Here is a 17,475-nt window from a genome sequence, read left to right as displayed (position 1 = left end):
CACCGGGTATCGCTGCGCTCGACCCGTGCTACGGGCTTTATGCATGTTGGTTGATATCAAAAAAAGCTTATCAATCCTTCATTATTATTCGTTTGATCGCGCTATCGCCCTTCGTCACACTCCCTCTCATTGCCCGCCGCGGTTTCTCTGCCGGGGCGGGCAAGGTTGCAAACAGACGAGTACATCATCCAGGGACGGATGCTCCTGTCAGCCGCGTCCAGCGGTGCCCAGCGAGTCTCTCATGTGAGAGGTTCGATCTTTTCGACGATACCGATGAAGTCCCACGCGCATTTCCCCCAATGGCTCTCCGCCTTTCTGCCTGACGCCCTGCATACCCGCCCCCGAGAATGGAGCCGCGCCGCCTTTGGTGCTGCTGCCGGTTTTCTGTTCAGCACCTGGGTGTGCAGCCAATTGTTCGGCCTGCATATGGCGGTGCATTTCTCCGGCCCGCTGGCGGCGTCGGCAGTGTTGCTGTTCGCGGTGTCTTCAGGCGCCCTGGCGCAGCCCTGGTCGATTCTCGGCAGCTACCTGTGCGCCAGCGTCGTTGCGCTGACGATCACCCATTTCGTCGACCACAGCCTGCTGGGTGCAGCGTTGGCGCTGGGCCTCAGCCTGTTGCTGATGTGCCCGCTGCGCTGCCTGCACCCGCCGGGCGGCGCCATCGCCTTCTGCATGGTGTTCGCCACCCCGCTGCCGGGCGAGCCGTTCTGGCAGCCGGCGCTGGTGGCAATGACTGCCGGGGTCGGCCTGCTGGCCTGCGCGTTGCTCTACAACAACCTCACCCGTGTGCCCTATCCGCGCCCGCATCCCGGTATGCAGGCGGTTCACCACACCGATGATCCGCTGCCGGGCGAGCGCGCCGCTATCAACGCCGACGACCTGGATTACGCACTCGACGAGCTGGGCTCCTTTGTCGACATCACCCGCGAAGACCTCGAACTGATCGTGCGCAGCACCGAGAAGCACGCGCTACGCCGCAGCATGGGCGAGATCCGCGCCGGGCAGATGATGTCCCGCGACCTGATCCATGCCACGCCGCAAACGGCAGTTGCCAAGGGCCTGTACCTGCTGACTCATCACGGCCTCAAGGCGCTGCCGATCCTCGATAAGGGGCGGCTGGTCGGTATCGTCAGCCTGGTCGATCTGGTCAGTGCCATGCGGGCCAATAGCTTCAACCTGCGGACGATTCTTGGCCTGCAGAAAAAGCAGGTGCTCGGCGAGCTGATGACGTCGCCAGTGCGTGCGGTGAAGGTCGACACCCATGTCGTCGACCTGATCGCGCTGCTTTCCGACGAAGGCCTGCACTGCCTGCCGGTGCTGGATAACGGCGCGATGGTCGGCGTGATCACCCAGACCGATCTGGTCGCGGCGCTGCACCGCGATCTACTCCGGCACCTCGACTGATCCATCGAATGATCACGCCTGGCGCCTTACACTGTTCAACGAATCAGGCTTGAGGAGTCGCCAGCGCCGATTGGGCTGGCCCAGTGAAGATGGATATCGACCTTACCCGCACCTTTCTGGAAATCGTCCGCAGCGGCAGCTTTATCGCCGCCGCCGAGCGCATGCACGTCACCCAGACGGCGATCACCGCGCGCATCCAGAAGCTGGAAAGCCACCTGGGCAGCACGCTGTTCGTGCGCAATCGCGCCGGCGCACGGCTGACGCCCGATGGCGAGGCATTCGTCACCTACGCCAACCAGATCCAGCAGACCTGGGAAGCGGCGCAGCGCGACCTGCCGTTGCCTGACGGCTACCACAACGTGCTGCATATCGGTGGCGAGGTGAGCCTGTGCAACCCGCTGATGTTGCGCTGGGTCAGCGCGATTCGCCAGGGCATCGAAGGCTACGCGGTGCGTGCCCAGGTGGCCGAATGCGCCAGTTTGCTGCGTCAGGTGGAGATGGGCGTGATGGATGCGGCCCTGGTCTACCAGCCCAGCTACTGGGCCGGCATGCAGGTCGAGCAGGTGCTCGAAGAGAAGCTGATTCTGGTCCGCGCAGCGAACCCGGAGCCCTACGTGTACATCGACTGGAGCGACAGCTTCCGTGCCCAGCACGACCGCGCGCTGCCAGACAAGGCGCGGGCGCCGGTGTCCTTCAACCTCGGGCCGTTGGCCCTGCAGTACATCCTGGAGCACGGCGGCTCGGGTTATTTCCGCACGCGCGTTGTGCAGAGCTATCTGGACAAGAAGGTGCTGGAGCGGGTGCCGCGGGCGCCGGAGTTCAGCTACCCGACGTATCTGGTGTATTCCCGTGAACGGGATTCGGCGGCGTTGCAGCAAAGCTTCGAGCTGCTGCGCGAAATCGCTGCACAGGACGCCGACTGGTCGCAGCGCTGGGATCCGGCGTTGTAAGCGTCTGTTCACGATCTTTTGGTTTGAATTCAGCGATTTGCCTGCAAAGTGGCGGAAGCGGCCTTTCGTAGGGTGGACGACGCTTCATCCGTCCACCGCTCTGCGAGCGCAATGGTGGACAAAAAGAGCGTTGTCCACCCTACGCTGGGAACGTCCGCTCTTGCCTTGTAGCAGTTTCTTTGATGTCGCCTAAAGGATCGCTCTCGTCTTACTTCAGGCTTTCTACGCGCACCGGCGCCACGCCAGAGCGGATCATGTCCAGCGATTCGGCTGCCTTGCGCGACACGTCGATGATCCGGCCGCGGGCGAACGGGCCGCGGTCGTTGATGCGCACCACCACGCTACGGTCGTTGTTGAGGTTGGTCACCCTGACCATGGTGCCGAAGGGCAGGGTACGATGGGCGGCGGTCAGGGCGTTCTGGTTGAAGCGTTCGCCGCTGGCGGTCCTGTTACCGTGGTGGGCCTTGCCGTAATAGGAGGCCTTGCCTTCGGCGCGGTAATCGCCGGGAACACCACCGCCAAAGCTGCTACAGCCGGCGAGCAGCAGGCTGAACAGACCCAGCAGAATCGATAGTCGGCGCATTGCTTTTCTCCTTGCTCATACGGCAGACACAAAAACGCCGGGAAACCCCGGCGCTTTCACATCGCTCAGCCTTCGAGCTTTTTCTTCAACAGTTCGTTCACTTGCCCCGGGTTGGCCTTGCCTTTGGAGGCTTTCATGGCCTGACCGACGAAGAAGCCGAACATCTTGCCGCGCTTGGCTTCGTCGCTGGCGCGGTACTGTTCGACCTGCTCGGCGTTGGCTGCCAGCACGTCGTCGAGCATCGCTTCGATGGCGCCGGAATCGGTGACCTGCTTGAGGCCCTTCTTGTCGATCACTTCATCGGCCGTTGCGCCTTCACCAGCCGCCAGGGCTTCGAAGACCATCTTGGCGATCTTGCCGCTGATGGTGTTGTCCTTGATGCGCAGGATCATGCCGCCCAGTTGCTCGGCGGACACCGGCGACTGGTCGATCTCCAGGTTGTCCTTGTTGAGCAGGCTGGACAGCTCGCCCATAACCCAGTTGGCCGCCAGCTTGGCGTCGCCACAGGTCTTGGCGACCACTTCGAAGTAGTCGGCCAACTCGCGGCTGGCGCTGAGCACGCTGGCGTCGTAGGTCGACAGCGCGTACTGGCTTTCGAAACGCTCGCGTTTCTGTGGCGGCAGTTCGGGCAGCTTGGCGCGCAGGTCGTCGAGAAAACTTTGCTCGATCACCACCGGCAGCAGGTCCGGGCAGGGGAAGTAGCGGTAGTCGTTGGCTTCTTCCTTGCTGCGCATGGAGCGGGTCTGATCCTTGTTGGGATCGTACAGGCGGGTTTCCTGTACCACCTTGCCGCCGTCTTCGATCAGCTCGATCTGACGCTGCACTTCATGGTTGATGGCTTTCTCGATGAAGCGGAATGAGTTGACGTTCTTGATCTCGGCGCGCGTACCGAACTCGGCTTGGCCCTTCGGGCGAACCGACACGTTGCAGTCGCAACGCAGCGAGCCTTCGGCCATGTTGCCGTCGCAGATGCCCAGATAACGCACCAGTGCGTGGATCGCCTTCACATAGGCCACCGCTTCCTTGGCCGAACGGATGTCCGGTTCGGAAACGATTTCCAGCAGCGGCGTGCCGGCGCGGTTCAGATCGATGCCGCTCATGCCCTGGAAGTCTTCGTGCAGGCTCTTGCCGGCGTCTTCTTCGAGGTGCGCGCGGGTGATGCCGATGCGCTTGACGGTGCCGTCTTCCAGGGTGATGTCGAGGAAGCCCTTGCCGACGATGGGGTGATCCATCTGGCTGGTCTGGTAGCCCTTCGGCAGGTCCGGGTAGAAGTAGTTCTTGCGCGCGAAGATATTGCGCTCGGCGATCTCGGCGTCGATGGCCAGGCCGAACTGGCAGGCCATGCGTACCGCTTCGGCGTTGAGCACCGGCAGGGTGCCGGGCATGCCGAGGTCGACCAGGCTGGCCTGGGTGTTGGGCTCGGCGCCAAAGGTGGTGGCGCTGGCCGAGAAGATCTTCGATTGGGTGCTGAGCTGAGCGTGAATCTCGAGCCCGATGACGGTTTCCCACTGCATGTCTTAATCCTTCCTCAGAAGCCGCTCGGTGCTTGTTTGTGCCAGTCGCTGACCTGTTGGTACTGGTGCGCGACATTGAGCAGACGACCTTCCTGGAAGTAGTTGCCGAGCAACTGCACGCCCACCGGCAGGCCATCGACGAAGCCGGCTGGCATCGACAGGCCGGGAATGCCGGCCAGGTTGGCGGTGATGGTGTAGATGTCTTCCAGGTAGGCGGAAACCGGATCGGCGTTCTTCTCGCCGAGCTTCCAGGCCAGGTTCGGCGTGGTCGGGCCGAGGATCACGTCGACGTCCTTGAAGGCCGCGACGAAGTCGTTCTTGATCAGCCGGCGAATCTTCTGCGCCTTGAGGTAGTAGGCGTCGTAGTAACCGGCGGACAGCGCATAGGTGCCGACCATGATTCGGCGCTTCACTTCGGCGCCGAAGCCTTCTTCGCGGGAGCGCTTGTACAGATCCTGCAGGTCTTTCGGGTTTTCGCAGCGATAGCCGAAGCGCACGCCGTCGAAGCGCGACAGGTTGGAGCTGGCTTCCGCTGGGGCGATCACGTAGTAGGCCGGGATGGCGTGCTGCATGTTCGGCAGGCTGATGTCCTTGACGGTGGCGCCGAGCTTTTTCAGCGCCTCGACCACGGCCATGACTTTCTCGCCGATGCGTGCATCGAGGCCGGCGCCGAAGTATTCCTTCGGCAGACCGATGCGCAGGCCGGCCAGCGGCTGGGCGAGGGCGGCCAGGTAGTCATCGACCGGCTGATCGACACTGGTCGAATCCTTCGGGTCGAAACCGGCGATGGCACCGAGCAGCAGGGCGCAGTCTTCGGCGGTGCGGGCCAGCGGGCCGCCCTGATCGAGGCTCGAGGCGTAGGCGATCATGCCCCAGCGCGATACGCGGCCGTAGGTCGGCTTGATGCCGGTAAGGTTGGTCAACGCGGCCGGCTGGCGGATCGAGCCGCCGGTGTCGGTGCCGGTAGCAGCGGGCAGCAGGCGCGCCGCCACCGCAGCAGCCGAACCGCCCGACGAGCCGCCAGGCACACGGCTGATATCCCAGGGGTTCTTGACCGGGCCGTAGTGGCTGGATTCGTTGGCCGAGCCCATGGCGAACTCGTCCATGTTCAGCTTGCCGAGGGTCACGGTGCCGGCGGCATTCAGTTTCTCGACCACGGTGGCGTCATAGGGCGCCTTGAAACCGGTGAGGATCTTCGAGCCACAGCTGGTCAGTACGCCTTTAGTGCAGAACAGGTCCTTGTGGGCGATCGGCGCGCCGAGCAGCGCACTGGTTTCACCAGCGGCGCGGCGCACGTCGGCGGCCTTGGCTTGTTCGAGGGCCTGGTCGGCGGTCACGGTGATGAAGCTGTTGAGCTGCGGATCGAGCTGCTCGATACGAGTCAGCAGGTTCTGAGTCAGCTCGGCAGAAGAGAATTGCTTGTCGGCGAGCGCGCGGGCGATCTCGGCCAGGGTCAATTGATGCATGGCGGTGCGCTTTCCTTACTCGATGACTTTGGGAACCAGGTACAGGCCGCTTTCCACGGCTGGGGCGATGGCCTGATAGGCCTCGCGCTGGTTCGCTTCGGTAACGGCGTCGGCGCGCAGGCGCTGGGTAGTTTCCAGCGGGTGCGCCAACGGCTCGATGCCATCGGTATCGACGGCTTGCATGCTGTCGATCAGGCCGAGGATGCTGTTCAGGGTGGCGGTGGTGTGTGGCAGCTCGCCCTCACTCAGGCCCAGTCGAGCCAGGTGTGCGATCTTTTCCACCTCGGTGCGTTCAAGCGCCATCGGGTTCTCCTTTAAAGGCAGCCTTTATGGGCTGCCAGTGAAAATATGAGCAGGTGCCTTGCGCGGATAGCAGGGAACGGATGCGTTTGGCCGGCGTCAAAGGCCGCGATAAGCGGTTAAGGCGCACGTTGGTCGCCGGTTGCAGGCTTTCGCCATGTTGGCACCAACGTCGAAGATGCCTCAAATGCCGCGGAAAAACCGGCAATCTAACATATTGGTGCCTTGCTCAAAATCCCTGCCGTTGTTAGAGTTTGCCGCACTTTTTTACCTGCGTGTTTTCTTGCGCCGATCTTTACCACGCGTTGCCTAGGGTCCCTATCCCATGTTCAAAAAACTGCGTGGCATGTTTTCCAGCGATCTGTCGATTGACCTGGGCACTGCCAATACCCTTATTTATGTACGCGAGCGCGGCATCGTCCTGAACGAGCCGTCGGTCGTCGCCATCCGTACCCATGGCAATCAGAAAAGTGTTGTGGCCGTCGGTACCGACGCCAAGCGCATGCTCGGCCGTACGCCGGGCAATATCGCCGCCATCCGCCCGATGAAAGACGGCGTGATCGCCGATTTCAGCGTCTGCGAAAAGATGCTGCAGTACTTCATCAACAAGGTTCACGAGAACAGCTTCCTGCAGCCCTCGCCGCGCGTACTGATCTGCGTGCCGTGCAAATCGACCCAGGTCGAGCGCCGTGCCATTCGTGAATCCGCCCTGGGCGCCGGTGCCCGCGAAGTGTTCCTGATCGAAGAGCCGATGGCCGCCGCTATTGGTGCTGGCCTGCCGGTCGAAGAAGCCCGCGGTTCGATGGTCGTCGATATCGGTGGTGGTACCACGGAAATCGCGCTGATCTCCCTGAACGGCGTGGTTTATGCCGAATCCGTACGGGTTGGTGGTGACCGTTTCGACGAAGCGATCATCACCTACGTGCGCCGTAACTACGGTTCGCTGATCGGTGAATCCACCGCTGAGCGCATCAAGCAGGAAATCGGTACTGCTTATCCGGGTGGCGAGATCCGTGAGGTTGACGTGCGCGGCCGTAACCTGGCCGAAGGCGTACCGCGCAGCTTCACCCTGAACTCCAACGAAGTGCTCGAAGCGCTACAGGAATCCCTGGCGACCATCGTTCAGGCGGTGAAGAGCGCCCTGGAGCAGTCGCCTCCAGAACTGGCTTCGGACATCGCCGAGCGCGGTCTGGTGCTGACTGGTGGTGGTGCATTGCTGCGTGACCTGGACAAACTGCTGAGCCAGGAAACCGGCCTGCCGGTGATCGTCGCCGAAGACCCGCTGACCTGTGTGGCTCGCGGTGGCGGCAAGGCGCTGGAAATGATGGATCGCCACACCATGGATCTGTTGTCCACCGAATAAGCCGCACGCCTCACGCTGCAGCAGCTCGGAAGCTACCATCGCGCCGCATGCAGCTTCCGGGCTGGCTACGAGGTAATCGCCATAAAGCCGCTATTCGCCAAAGGTCCTTCGCTCGGTGTACGCCTGCTGGTGTTCGCCGTGTTGTCGGCTGCCCTGATGGTCGTCGACGCCCGCCTTACCGTTCTGCATTCAGTGCGCAGCCAGCTCGGCCTGATCGTCGAGCCCGTATACTGGCTGGGCCGCCTGCCGGTCACCCTATGGGAGAGCGCCACTCAGGAGCTCAGCTCGCGCAACGAGCTGGCTGCCGAGAACGAGAAGCTCAAGGCCGAACAGCTGATGATGCAGCGCCGTCTGCAAAAGCTAGCCGCGTTGACCGAGCAGAACGTGCGCCTGCGTGAGTTGCTCAACTCTTCTGCATTGGTCGACGACGAGGTGCTGGCCACCGAGTTGATTGGCATCGATCCCAACCCTTTCACCCACCGCATTCTCATCGACAAGGGCGAGAAGGACGGCGTGGTGCTGGGTCAGCCAGTGCTCGACGCCCGTGGGTTGATGGGCCAGGTGGTCGAAGTGATGCCCTATACCTCGCGGGTGCTGCTGCTGACTGACACTACCCACAGCATTCCGGTGCAGGTCAATCGCAATGGCCTGCGCGCCATCGCCACCGGCACCGGCAACCCGGAGCGCCTTGAGCTGCGCCACGTGGCCGATACCGCTGATATCAAGGAAGGCGATCTGCTGGTCAGCTCCGGTCTCGGCCAGCGTTTCCCGGCCGGTTATCCGGTGGCCACGGTGACCGAGGTGGTACACGACTCCGGCCAGCCGTTCGCCATCGTGCGCGCCGTGCCGACCGCCAACCTCAACCGCACCCGTTACATGTTGCTGGTATTCACCGACCCGCGTACGCCGGAGCAGCGTGCCACCGAGTCGGCCGAGGCGCAGGAAGAGGTCGATCGTCAGGCGCTCGAACACCCGAACCCCGAGGCGCCGCTCGATGATGCGCCGGCAGTAGAGCCTCCTGCACCGGCAGGCCAGGCCGCAGCGCCTGAGGAGCCAGCCAATGATCGCTAGCCGTTCCAGCAACCTCTGGGTGATCTGGGCCAGCCTGATAGTGGCGCTGCTGCTCAGTGTGTCCACGCTGCCGCGCTTCATGGAAATCGGTCGGCCGCTGTGGCTGGCGCTGTTTCTCACCTACTGGGTATTGGCTGTGCCGCATCGCATCGGCATGACCAGCGCCTTCTGCTTCGGCCTGCTGGCGGATGTGCTCAACGGTACGCTGCTGGGCCAGAACGCGCTGATCCTCACCCTGATCACTTTTCTGGTGCTCAGCCTGCATCAGCGTCTGCGCATGTTCCCCATGTGGCAGCAGAGCATGGTGCTCTTGGTGGTATTCGGTGTCGCCCAGCTTGTTCAGTTGTGGCTCAACGCCCTGACTGGCAACCGCCCGCCAACCCTGACGTTCGTGTTACCGGCACTGGTCAGTGCGCTGCTGTGGCCGTGGGTGTGCACCCTGCTGCGCGCGGTGCACCGGCGCATGCGTGTCAACTGAACTGCGCTGCGGCGCCTGACCTCGAGACCTGTGCATGACCACGCTCTACCTGGCCTCCGCTTCGCCGCGGCGTAGTGAACTGCTCACGCAGATCGGTGTTCCTTTCGTAACCCGTGTGGTGCCCATCGACGAAGCGCCGCTGCCGGGCGAGGCGCCGGCGGCTTATGTCGAGCGTCTGGCGCTGGCCAAGGCGCAGGCAACGTTTGACACGCTGGATGATCGCGATAGCGCGGTGGTGCTGGGCTCCGATACTGCGGTAGTGCTCGATGGCCGAATCCTTGGCAAGCCGGTCGACCGCGACGATGCGCTGGCGACGCTCACTGCGCTGTCCGGTCGCGAACATCATGTGCTGACCGCCGTTGCGCTGGTCAGTGAAGCGCGCTCTGCATCCAGGGTCGTCGTCAGCAGCGTGCGTTTCAAAGCGCTCAGTCAGACACAGATCGAAGCGTATTGGGCCACTGGTGAGCCATGCGATAAAGCCGGCAGTTATGGTATTCAGGGGCTGGCTGCGGTGTTCGTCAGCCAGATGCAGGGCAGTTATTCAGCGGTGGTCGGCCTGCCGTTGTGCGAGACTGCCGAACTGCTCGCGGAATTCGCGATTCCGTGCTGGCAAGCGACTGCCAGCGCATAACCCAGAGGTTGCAGGCTGCGTTGAACCGGGCACAGATGCCTGGCGCCGCTTTCAGCTTCATCTCAGCCAAGAGATGGGCGCATGAGTGAAGAAATTCTGATCAACATCACACCGATGGAATCGCGTGTGGCGGTGGTGGAAAACGGTGTCCTGCAGGAAGTGCACGTCGAGCGCACCCAGCGCCGCGGCATTGTCGGCAACATCTACAAGGGCAAGGTGGTACGTGTGCTGCCTGGTATGCAGGCGGCATTCGTCGATATCGGCCTGGAGCGCGCGGCGTTCATCCATGCCTCGGAAATCTCCAGCCGCGAAGGCAGCGCCGTGGAGAGCATCAGCGCCTTGGTGCACGAAGGCCAGAGCTTGACCGTGCAGGTCACCAAGGATCCGATTGGCAGCAAGGGCGCACGCCTGACCACGCAGCTGTCGATTCCCTCGCGCTATCTGGTGTACATGCCGCGCACCAGTCATGTCGGCATTTCCCTGAAGATCGAAGACGAAGCCGAGCGCGAGCGCCTCAAGCAGGTGGTCGCCGATTGCGTTGCTGCCGAAGGCATTGCCGAAGCCGGTGGCTTTATCCTGCGTACCGCCGCCGATGGCGCGCGGGCCGAGGAGATCCTCGTCGATATCCGCTACCTGCGCCGGCTGTGGACGCAGATCGCCGAGCAGATGAAGAGCGCGCCAACGCCCTCGGTGATCTACGAAGACCTGAGCCTGGCGCTGCGTACCTTGCGTGACCTGGTCGGCCCGCGCAGCGAGAAGATCCGCGTCGACTCGCGGGAAACCTTCCAGAAAATCACCAGTTTCGTTGCCGAGCTGATGCCGGAGATTTCCGATCGCCTCGAGCATTACCCGGGCGAGCGGCCGATCTTCGATCTGCACGGTATCGAGGATGAAATCCAGAAGGCCCTGGAGCGCAAGGTGCCACTCAAGTCCGGTGGCTACCTGATCATCGATCCGGCCGAGGCGATGAGCACCATCGACGTCAACACCGGCGCCTTCGTCGGTCACCGTACGCTTGAGGAAACCATCTTCAAGACCAACCTCGAAGCGGCCACCGCGATTGCCCGGCAGCTGCGCCTGCGCAACCTGGGCGGCATCATCATCATCGACTTCATCGACATGGAAGACGAGGAGCACCAGCGCCAGGTGCTACGTACCCTGGAAAAGCAGCTGGAGCGCGATCACGCCAAGACCAACATCATTGGCATCACCGAGCTCGGCCTGGTGCAGATGACCCGCAAGCGTACCCGCGAGAGCCTCGAACAGGTGCTGTGCGAACCGTGCAGCCACTGCCAGGGCCGCGGCAAATTGAAAACTGCGGAAACCACCTGCTACGAAATCTTCCGGGAAATCCTCCGCGAAGCCCGTGCCTATCAGCCCGAAGGTTATCGCGTGCTGGCCAACCAGAAGGTGGTCGACCGGCTGCTCGACGAGGAATCGGGCAACGTTGCCGACCTCGAAGCTTTCATCGGACGAACCATCAAGTTCCAGGTCGAAACCATGTACTCCCAGGAACAATACGATGTGGTGCTGCTGTAACGACGCCCGGCCAGCCCGGGGCATGAACTGAATGGCGCGGCTGGGTCTGGCTTTCGCCACATTGCTGCGCTGGAGCCTGGGGCTATGTGCGCTGGGCTTGGTGCTGGCTGCGTTTTACGTGAGCCTGGGCCGGCAGTTGGTGCCGTTGGTAGCCGAGTATCGGCAGGAAGCTGAAACCCGTGCCAGCGAGGCGCTGGGAATGCCGATCAGCATTGGCGCGCTCGAAGGTCACTGGAGCGGCTTCTCGCCGCTGTTGACGGTGCGCGACCTGCGTATCGGCGAAGGTGAGCAGGCGCTGGCTCTGGAGCATGTGCAGGTGGTGCCTGACTTGCTCGGCAGCCTGATGGCCTGGCAGCCACGTATCGCTGATCTACAACTCGATGGCTTGCGCCTGACGCTGCGCGAGGATGAGAGTGGCGCCTGGCATGTGGAAGGGTTTCCACAGCGGCAGAATCAGCCTCCTGTGGATATCGCCAAGGCGCTGCGTCAGTCCCAGGTGCTCGGTCACCTCTCGCTGCTTGGCAGCCGGGTGAGCATCGAGGCTTACGAGCAGAAGCCGCTGCAGCTCACCGATATCAATATTAGTGTCAGCAATGGCAGCAGCCGTCAGCGGCTGGACGCCCGTGTACATTTGCCCGATGGTCAGCCGCTCGCCCTGCAGCTGCGCACACGCATCCAGTCCGAGCAGTGGCAGGACGCCCGCGCCGAGCTGTACCTCAGCGCCCCGCAAAGCGACTGGGCCGCCTGGCTGCCGCCAAAGCTGACCCGCGACTGGCACCTCGATAACCTGCAGCTCGGTGGTGAGCTGTGGGGCGTGTGGGACAAGCGCCAACTGCAGCGTGCTGTGACTCGCCTGCATGCGCCAGAACTGAAAGGTCGCTACAGCGAGCGAGAGGCGGTGACCATCAAGGACCTGGCTCTGAACGCTTACTTCGAGCGCAGCGGCGATGACTTCGATCTGCTGCTCGATGACTTCGCTTTCAGCCGTGGCGACAACCGCTGGGGCGAGACGCGTATCGCAGTTGGCCATCAGGCTGCCAAGGCCGACCAATCGCAGCGCTGGAAACTGAGCGCCGACCGCCTCGATGTTGGCCCGCTGGTACCGTTGGTAGAGGGGCTGGCGCCGCTGCCGGACACGGCCCTGGATCTGCTGCAGACCCTCAAGCCACACGGCGGCCTGCGTAACCTCAATGCCAGCTTTCAGCCTGAGGTCGATGGCCCTGAGCGGCTGCAGTTCTCCGCCAATCTGGAGCGTGTGGGTTTCTCCGCCTGGCATGCCTCGCCTGCCGTGGAGAACGGTAGCGGCAGCATCACCGGCGATCTTGGCGGCGGCGAGCTGAAGGTCGACAGTGAAGATTTCTCACTGCACCTCACCACCCTGTTTCCCAAAGCCTGGGTTTATCAGCAGGCCAAAGGCCGGCTGACCTGGACGCTTGATGATGAAGGTTTCACCCTGCGCGCGCCTTACCTGCAGGTGGTGGGCGAAGAGGGCAAGGTGGCTGGTGACTTCCTGATCCGCATGCTCAAGGACCCCGAGCGCGAGGACTACATGGACCTGCGCGTCGGTATGCGCGACGGCGATGCGCGCTTCACCGAAAAATACCTGCCCAGCCCGGTGCTCAGCCCGGCGCTGGATGAGTGGCTGAAAACCGCGATTCACAGCGGCAAGGTCAATGAGGGTTATTTCCAGTATCAGGGCTCGATCAATCGCAACCCCGATCCGGCGGTACGCAGCATCAGCCTGTTCTTCGATGTCGAGGATGCTGAACTAGCGTTCCAGCCCGGCTGGCCTGTGCTGCGCGATGCTCGCGGCCAGGTACTGATCGAAGACAGCGGCGTGCGCGTGCGGGTATCCGAGGGCAACATTCTCGATAGCCGCGTGCGTGAAGCGTTCGCCGATATCCCCCATGTCGATCCTGGCCAGACACCGCACCTCAAGCTCAAGGGCAAGCTGCAGAGCAGTGTCGGCGACGGCTTGAAGATCCTCCAGGAAGCGCCACTGGGCGTTGCCGATACCTTCGCCGGCTGGAAGGGCGAGGGCGCACTGAATGGCTCGCTGAATCTGGATATTCCCCTGCAAAAGGGCGAGCCGGCCAATGTGGTTGTCGACTTCAGCGCCAACAAGGCCTCCCTGACCATCAGCAAGCCCGAGCTGCAGTTGAGTGACGTGACCGGCGATTTCCGCTACGACACGAGCAAGGGCCTGAGCGCACCTTCGATCAGCGCCCGAGCGCTCGGCCATGCGATCCGTGGCAAGGCTGTAGCCGATGGCCGGCCAGGCCAGGCACGCAGCCATATCGAAGCCAATGGCGTGGTTACCTTGAACAACCTGACGCAGTGGCTAGGTGTCGAGCAGAAGCTGCCTGCCGAAGGCAGCCTGCCATATCGCCTGCGGCTGAGTCTCGAGGGCGAGCAAAGTCAGTTGCGCGTCGACTCCAATCTCAAGGGCCTGAGCATCTCCTTGCCAGCACCCTTCGGCAAGGCGGCCAATGACGAGCGTTACGCCGACTGGCGCATGAGCTTTGGCGGCGCTGAACAGCGCTACTGGCTGGACTACGCGGATGTGGCCAGTTTTACCCTGGCCGCACCACCGGGTAAATTCGACCAAAGCCGCGGTGAGCTGCGCCTGGGCGACGGTCCGGCAATCCTGCCGAATATCCGAGGCGTGCGGGTGCGTGGGCGCGTCGCGCAGGTCAACCTGGCCGAGTGGCAGAAGGCAATCGAGCCCTATGAGCAGTCGTCGCGCAAAGGCGCTCAGCAGTTGTTCAGCGACGCCGAGCTGCGCATCGGACGCTTTGAAGGGTTTGGCCAACAGCTCGAAGATCTCGACGTCGGCCTGCGCCCGCTGGACGGCGGCTGGTCGCTCAATCTGGACAGCACCCTGGCCAAGGGTCGCATCGACCTGTTCGAGGCGGCTGATAAACCCATCGTTGCCGATCTGGAATATGTGCGCCTGCCGGCCGCCAAGCCGAAAACCGAGGATGCGCCGGAACCAGAAGGCCCGGACCCGCTGGCCGATTTCGACCCACGGCAGATCCCGGCGCTGAACTTGCGCGTCGCCCATGTGTTCCAGGGCGATGACGACATGGGCACCTGGTCGCTCAAGGCGCGCCCGGATGGCCAGGGCGTGCAATTCAGCGACCTGGATATCAACCTCAAGGGTCTCAAACTGGGCGGCGCGATTGGTTGGCAGGGCGTACCGGGGCAGACTCGCAGCTGGTACAAGGGCCGCATGCAGGGCGAGAAACTCTCCGAAGTACTCAAGGCCTGGGGTTACGCGCCGTCGGCGACCAGCGAGAGCTTCCGCCTGGATGCTGATGGGCATTGGCCGGGCTCACCCGCCTGGTTCAACCTCAAGCGCTATTCCGGCAGCCTCGATGCTGCGCTGCGCAAGGGCCAGTTTGTCGAGGTGCAGGGCTCGGCGTCGGCGCTGCGAATATTCGGGTTGCTCAACTTCAATTCCATTGGCCGTCGCCTGCGCCTGGACTTCTCCGACCTGCTCGACAAGGGCCTGAGCTACGATCGGGTGAAGGGCAACCTGCTGGCCACCGACGGCGTGTTCGTGACCCAGGAGCCGATCACCATGACCGGCCCGTCGAGCAATCTGGAACTCAACGGCACCCTTAACATGGTCAACGAGGCCATCGATGCCAAGCTGCTGGTCACCCTGCCGGTCACCAACAACCTGCCGATTGCCGCATTGATCGTTGGTGCGCCGGCCATCGGCGGTGCGCTGTTCATCGCTGACAAGCTGCTGGGTGACCGCGTGGCGCGGTTCGCCAGCGTGCAATATGACGTCAAGGGCACGCTGCATGACCCGGAGCTCAAATTCGACAAGCCGTTCGAGAAGCCCAACTGAGCCGGAGGTCTTGATGTCACTCGCCGTGATCCAGATGGTCAGCCAGGACGATATCGCCGCTAACCTGCAGCAAGCCCAGCGCATACTCGAGCAGGCTGCAGCGGGCGGGGCGCGGTTGGCAGTGTTGCCTGAGAACTTCTCGGCTCTGGGGCGACGCGATGCTGCCGCCCTGGGGCATCTGGAGGCCAGTGGCCAGGGCCCGGTTTTGCCGTGGTTGCGACGTACCGCCCGTGATCTCGGCTTGTGGATAGTGGCCGGAACCTTGCCGCTGCCACCGCAGGATCAGCCGGATGGCAAACCGCGGGCCTGCTCGCTGTTGGTCGATGAGCACGGTGAGTTCGTCGCCCGCTATGACAAGTTGCACCTGTTCGATGTGGATGTCAGTGACCGCCGTGGTCGCTATCGCGAGTCGGATGACTATGCCCATGGCGAGCAGGTAGTGGTAGCGGACACGCCCGTCGGGCGTCTGGGTTTGACCGTCTGCTACGACCTGCGCTTTCCTGAACTCTATGGCGCACTGCGTGAAGCGGGCGCCGAGCTGATCACTGCGCCTTCAGCGTTCACCCGGGTCACCGGCGCTGCGCACTGGGAAGTGCTGATCCGCTCGCGCGCTATCGAAACCCAGTGCTACGTGCTGGCCGCGGCACAGGGTGGTTTTCATCCCGGCGGCCGTGAAACTTATGGCCATAGCCTCATCGTCGACCCTTGGGGGCGTAAGGTGGCCGAACATGTCGATGGTGAGGCGGCTTTGCTGGCCGTTCGCGATGCTGACGAGCAGGCGGCGATCCGCGAACGCATGCCGGTGCTGCGACATAAACGATTTTTCGCTGCGGCCGAGCCGCGGCAGCCTGATGTGGAGACCTTATGAGCGACATGTTATCGACCGTCAGCGAGCAGATGCTGAGCCCAGGCGGCCTGACCCTGGATCACCTGCCAGGCGTACTCGGCGAACTCGCCGGCCCTGGTATTGATGCGGCTGACCTGTACTTCCAGACTCAGGTCTCGGAGACCTGGGTGCTGGAAGACGGCATCGTCAAGGAAGGCAGCTTCAACCTCGATCAGGGCGTCGGCGTGCGCGCCCAGTCCGGTGAGAAAACCGGCTTCGCCTACAGCAATGCGATCACCCCCGAGGCGCTTAGCCAGGCAGCGCGTGCGGCGCGCTCGATTGCCCGTGCCGGGCAGCAGGGCCGCGTGCAGGCCTTCAAGGCCACCGAGGTGATGCCGCTGTACGCCGCCGACAACCCGCTGGACGTGATCGACCGTGCGCAGAAGGTCGAGCTGCTCAAGCGTATCGACGTCGCTACCCGCGCCTTGGATCCGCGCATCAAGCAGGTGACGGTAAGCCTCGCCGGCGTTTGGGATCGCATCCTGGTCGCGGCCACCGACGGCAGCCTGGGCGCCGATATCCGACCCCTGGTGCGCTTCAACGTCAGCGTCATCGTCGAGCAGAACGGTCGTCGTGAGCGCGGTGGCCACGGCGGTGGCGGGCGTACCGACTACCGCTATTTCCTCAACGAAGACCGCGCCATGAGCTACGCCCGCGAGGCACTACGCCAGGCTCTGGTCAACCTCGAAGCAGTTGCTGCGCCGGCTGGTACGTTGCCGGTGGTGATGGGCGCCGGCTGGTCCGGTGTGTTGCTGCACGAAGCGGTTGGTCACGGCCTGGAAGGCGACTTCAACCGCAAGGGTAGCTCCAACTACAGCGGCAAGATCGGCCAACAGGTGGCGTCCAAGCTGTGCACTATCGTCGACGACGGCACCCTGGCCGAGCGCCGTGGCTCGCTGAGCATGGACGACGAAGGCACACCAACCCAGTGCACCACGCTGATCGAAAATGGCGTGCTCAAGGGCTACATGCAGGACAAGCTCAACGCCCGCCTGATGGGCGTAGCGCGCACCGGTAACGGCCGCCGCGAATCGTACTCGCACCTGCCGATGCCGCGCATGACCAATACCTACATGCTGGCCGGCGAAAGCGATCCAGAAGAAATTATCCGCTCGGTGAAAAGGGGCATCTACTGCGCCAACCTCGGCGGTGGCCAGGTCGATATCACCAGCGGCAAGTTCGTGTTCTCCACCAGCGAGGCGTATCTGATCGAAGACGGCAAGATCACCGCGCCGGTCAAAGGTGCCACGCTGATTGGTAATGGCCCGGAGGCGATGAGCCGGGTGTCCATGGTCGGTAACGACCTAGCGCTCGACAGCGGCGTGGGCACCTGCGGCAAGGACGGCCAGTCGGTACCCGTGGGCGTCGGCCAGCCTACCTTGAAGATCGATGCGATAACCGTGGGTGGTACCGGGGCTTGAAAATTGCAGC

At 63.0% G+C, this 17,475-nt stretch carries 14 protein-coding genes; 10 read left to right on the top strand and 4 right to left on the bottom strand.

Annotated elements, in window-relative coordinates; all coding sequences use genetic code 11:
- Positions 1-273 precede the first annotated feature (273 nt).
- On the top strand, positions 274-1,404 hold the full coding sequence (locus BUC40_RS02240) for an HPP family protein (RefSeq protein ID WP_073262186.1): 1,131 nt from the start codon (positions 274-276) through the stop codon (positions 1,402-1,404).
- A gap of 89 nt (positions 1,405-1,493) precedes the next feature.
- The gene (locus BUC40_RS02235; RefSeq protein ID WP_073262185.1) at positions 1,494-2,354 is read left to right on the top strand and encodes a LysR family transcriptional regulator; all 861 of its coding nucleotides are present in this window, start codon (positions 1,494-1,496) and stop codon (positions 2,352-2,354) included.
- A 208-nt stretch (positions 2,355-2,562) separates the two neighbouring features.
- On the opposite strand, the gene BUC40_RS02230 is transcribed toward BUC40_RS02235, so the two are convergent.
- From BUC40_RS02230 to gatC, 4 genes are all read right to left on the bottom strand, one after another.
- The gene (locus tag BUC40_RS02230; RefSeq protein WP_073262183.1) at positions 2,563-2,937 is read right to left on the bottom strand and encodes a septal ring lytic transglycosylase RlpA family protein; all 375 of its coding nucleotides are present in this window, start codon (positions 2,935-2,937) and stop codon (positions 2,563-2,565) included.
- 65 nt (positions 2,938-3,002) lie between these two features.
- Complete coding sequence (gene gatB, locus BUC40_RS02225) at positions 3,003-4,451, bottom strand: Asp-tRNA(Asn)/Glu-tRNA(Gln) amidotransferase subunit GatB (RefSeq protein ID WP_073262181.1); 1,449 nt, start codon at positions 4,449-4,451, stop codon at positions 3,003-3,005.
- A 14-nt stretch (positions 4,452-4,465) separates the two neighbouring features.
- Positions 4,466-5,917 (bottom strand): Asp-tRNA(Asn)/Glu-tRNA(Gln) amidotransferase subunit GatA, encoded by a 1,452-nt coding sequence (gene gatA, locus BUC40_RS02220; protein WP_073262179.1) that lies wholly within the window; start codon positions 5,915-5,917, stop codon positions 4,466-4,468.
- Positions 5,918-5,932: 15 nt separating this feature from the next.
- Entirely contained in the window at positions 5,933-6,220 is a 288-nt protein-coding gene (gatC, locus tag BUC40_RS02215) for an Asp-tRNA(Asn)/Glu-tRNA(Gln) amidotransferase subunit GatC (protein WP_073262177.1), read from the bottom strand.
- A 322-nt stretch (positions 6,221-6,542) separates the two neighbouring features.
- On the opposite strand from gatC, the gene mreB reads away from it, so the two are divergent.
- From mreB to tldD, 8 genes are all read left to right on the top strand, one after another.
- The gene (gene mreB / locus BUC40_RS02210) at positions 6,543-7,580 is read left to right on the top strand and encodes a rod shape-determining protein MreB (protein WP_070884352.1); all 1,038 of its coding nucleotides are present in this window, start codon (positions 6,543-6,545) and stop codon (positions 7,578-7,580) included.
- 81 nt (positions 7,581-7,661) lie between these two features.
- Positions 7,662-8,651, top strand: a complete 990-nt coding sequence (mreC, locus tag BUC40_RS02205) for a rod shape-determining protein MreC (RefSeq protein ID WP_073262175.1) — start codon at positions 7,662-7,664, stop codon at positions 8,649-8,651.
- Positions 8,641-9,129 carry a rod shape-determining protein MreD gene (gene mreD / locus BUC40_RS02200; protein ID WP_073262173.1) on the top strand — a complete coding sequence of 163 codons (489 nt, stop codon included), beginning with the start codon at positions 8,641-8,643 and terminating at the stop codon, positions 9,127-9,129. Before mreC ends, mreD begins: the two co-directional genes overlap by 11 nt.
- Before the next feature lie 34 nt (positions 9,130-9,163).
- Entirely contained in the window at positions 9,164-9,760 is a 597-nt protein-coding gene (locus BUC40_RS02195; RefSeq protein WP_073262171.1) for a Maf family protein, read from the top strand.
- A gap of 81 nt (positions 9,761-9,841) precedes the next feature.
- Positions 9,842-11,299 (top strand): ribonuclease G, encoded by a 1,458-nt coding sequence (gene rng / locus BUC40_RS02190; RefSeq protein ID WP_073262169.1) that lies wholly within the window; start codon positions 9,842-9,844, stop codon positions 11,297-11,299.
- A 31-nt stretch (positions 11,300-11,330) separates the two neighbouring features.
- Complete coding sequence (locus BUC40_RS02185) at positions 11,331-15,158, top strand: YhdP family protein (RefSeq protein ID WP_073262167.1); 3,828 nt, start codon at positions 11,331-11,333, stop codon at positions 15,156-15,158.
- A 13-nt stretch (positions 15,159-15,171) separates the two neighbouring features.
- Entirely contained in the window at positions 15,172-16,026 is an 855-nt protein-coding gene (locus BUC40_RS02180; protein WP_073262165.1) for a carbon-nitrogen hydrolase family protein, read from the top strand.
- Positions 16,023-17,465 (top strand): metalloprotease TldD, encoded by a 1,443-nt coding sequence (gene tldD, locus BUC40_RS02175; protein ID WP_073262163.1) that lies wholly within the window; start codon positions 16,023-16,025, stop codon positions 17,463-17,465. The genes BUC40_RS02180 and tldD overlap by 4 nt, the downstream gene beginning before the upstream one ends.
- Positions 17,466-17,475: the final 10 nt, after the last annotated feature.

The sequence above is a fragment of the Phytopseudomonas punonensis genome, assembly GCF_900142655.1.
Classification (GTDB): Bacteria; Pseudomonadota; Gammaproteobacteria; order Pseudomonadales; family Pseudomonadaceae; genus Aquipseudomonas; species Aquipseudomonas punonensis.
The sequence above is the reverse complement of the archived record's forward strand: the minus strand, read 5'-3'. Positions and strand labels throughout refer to the sequence as shown.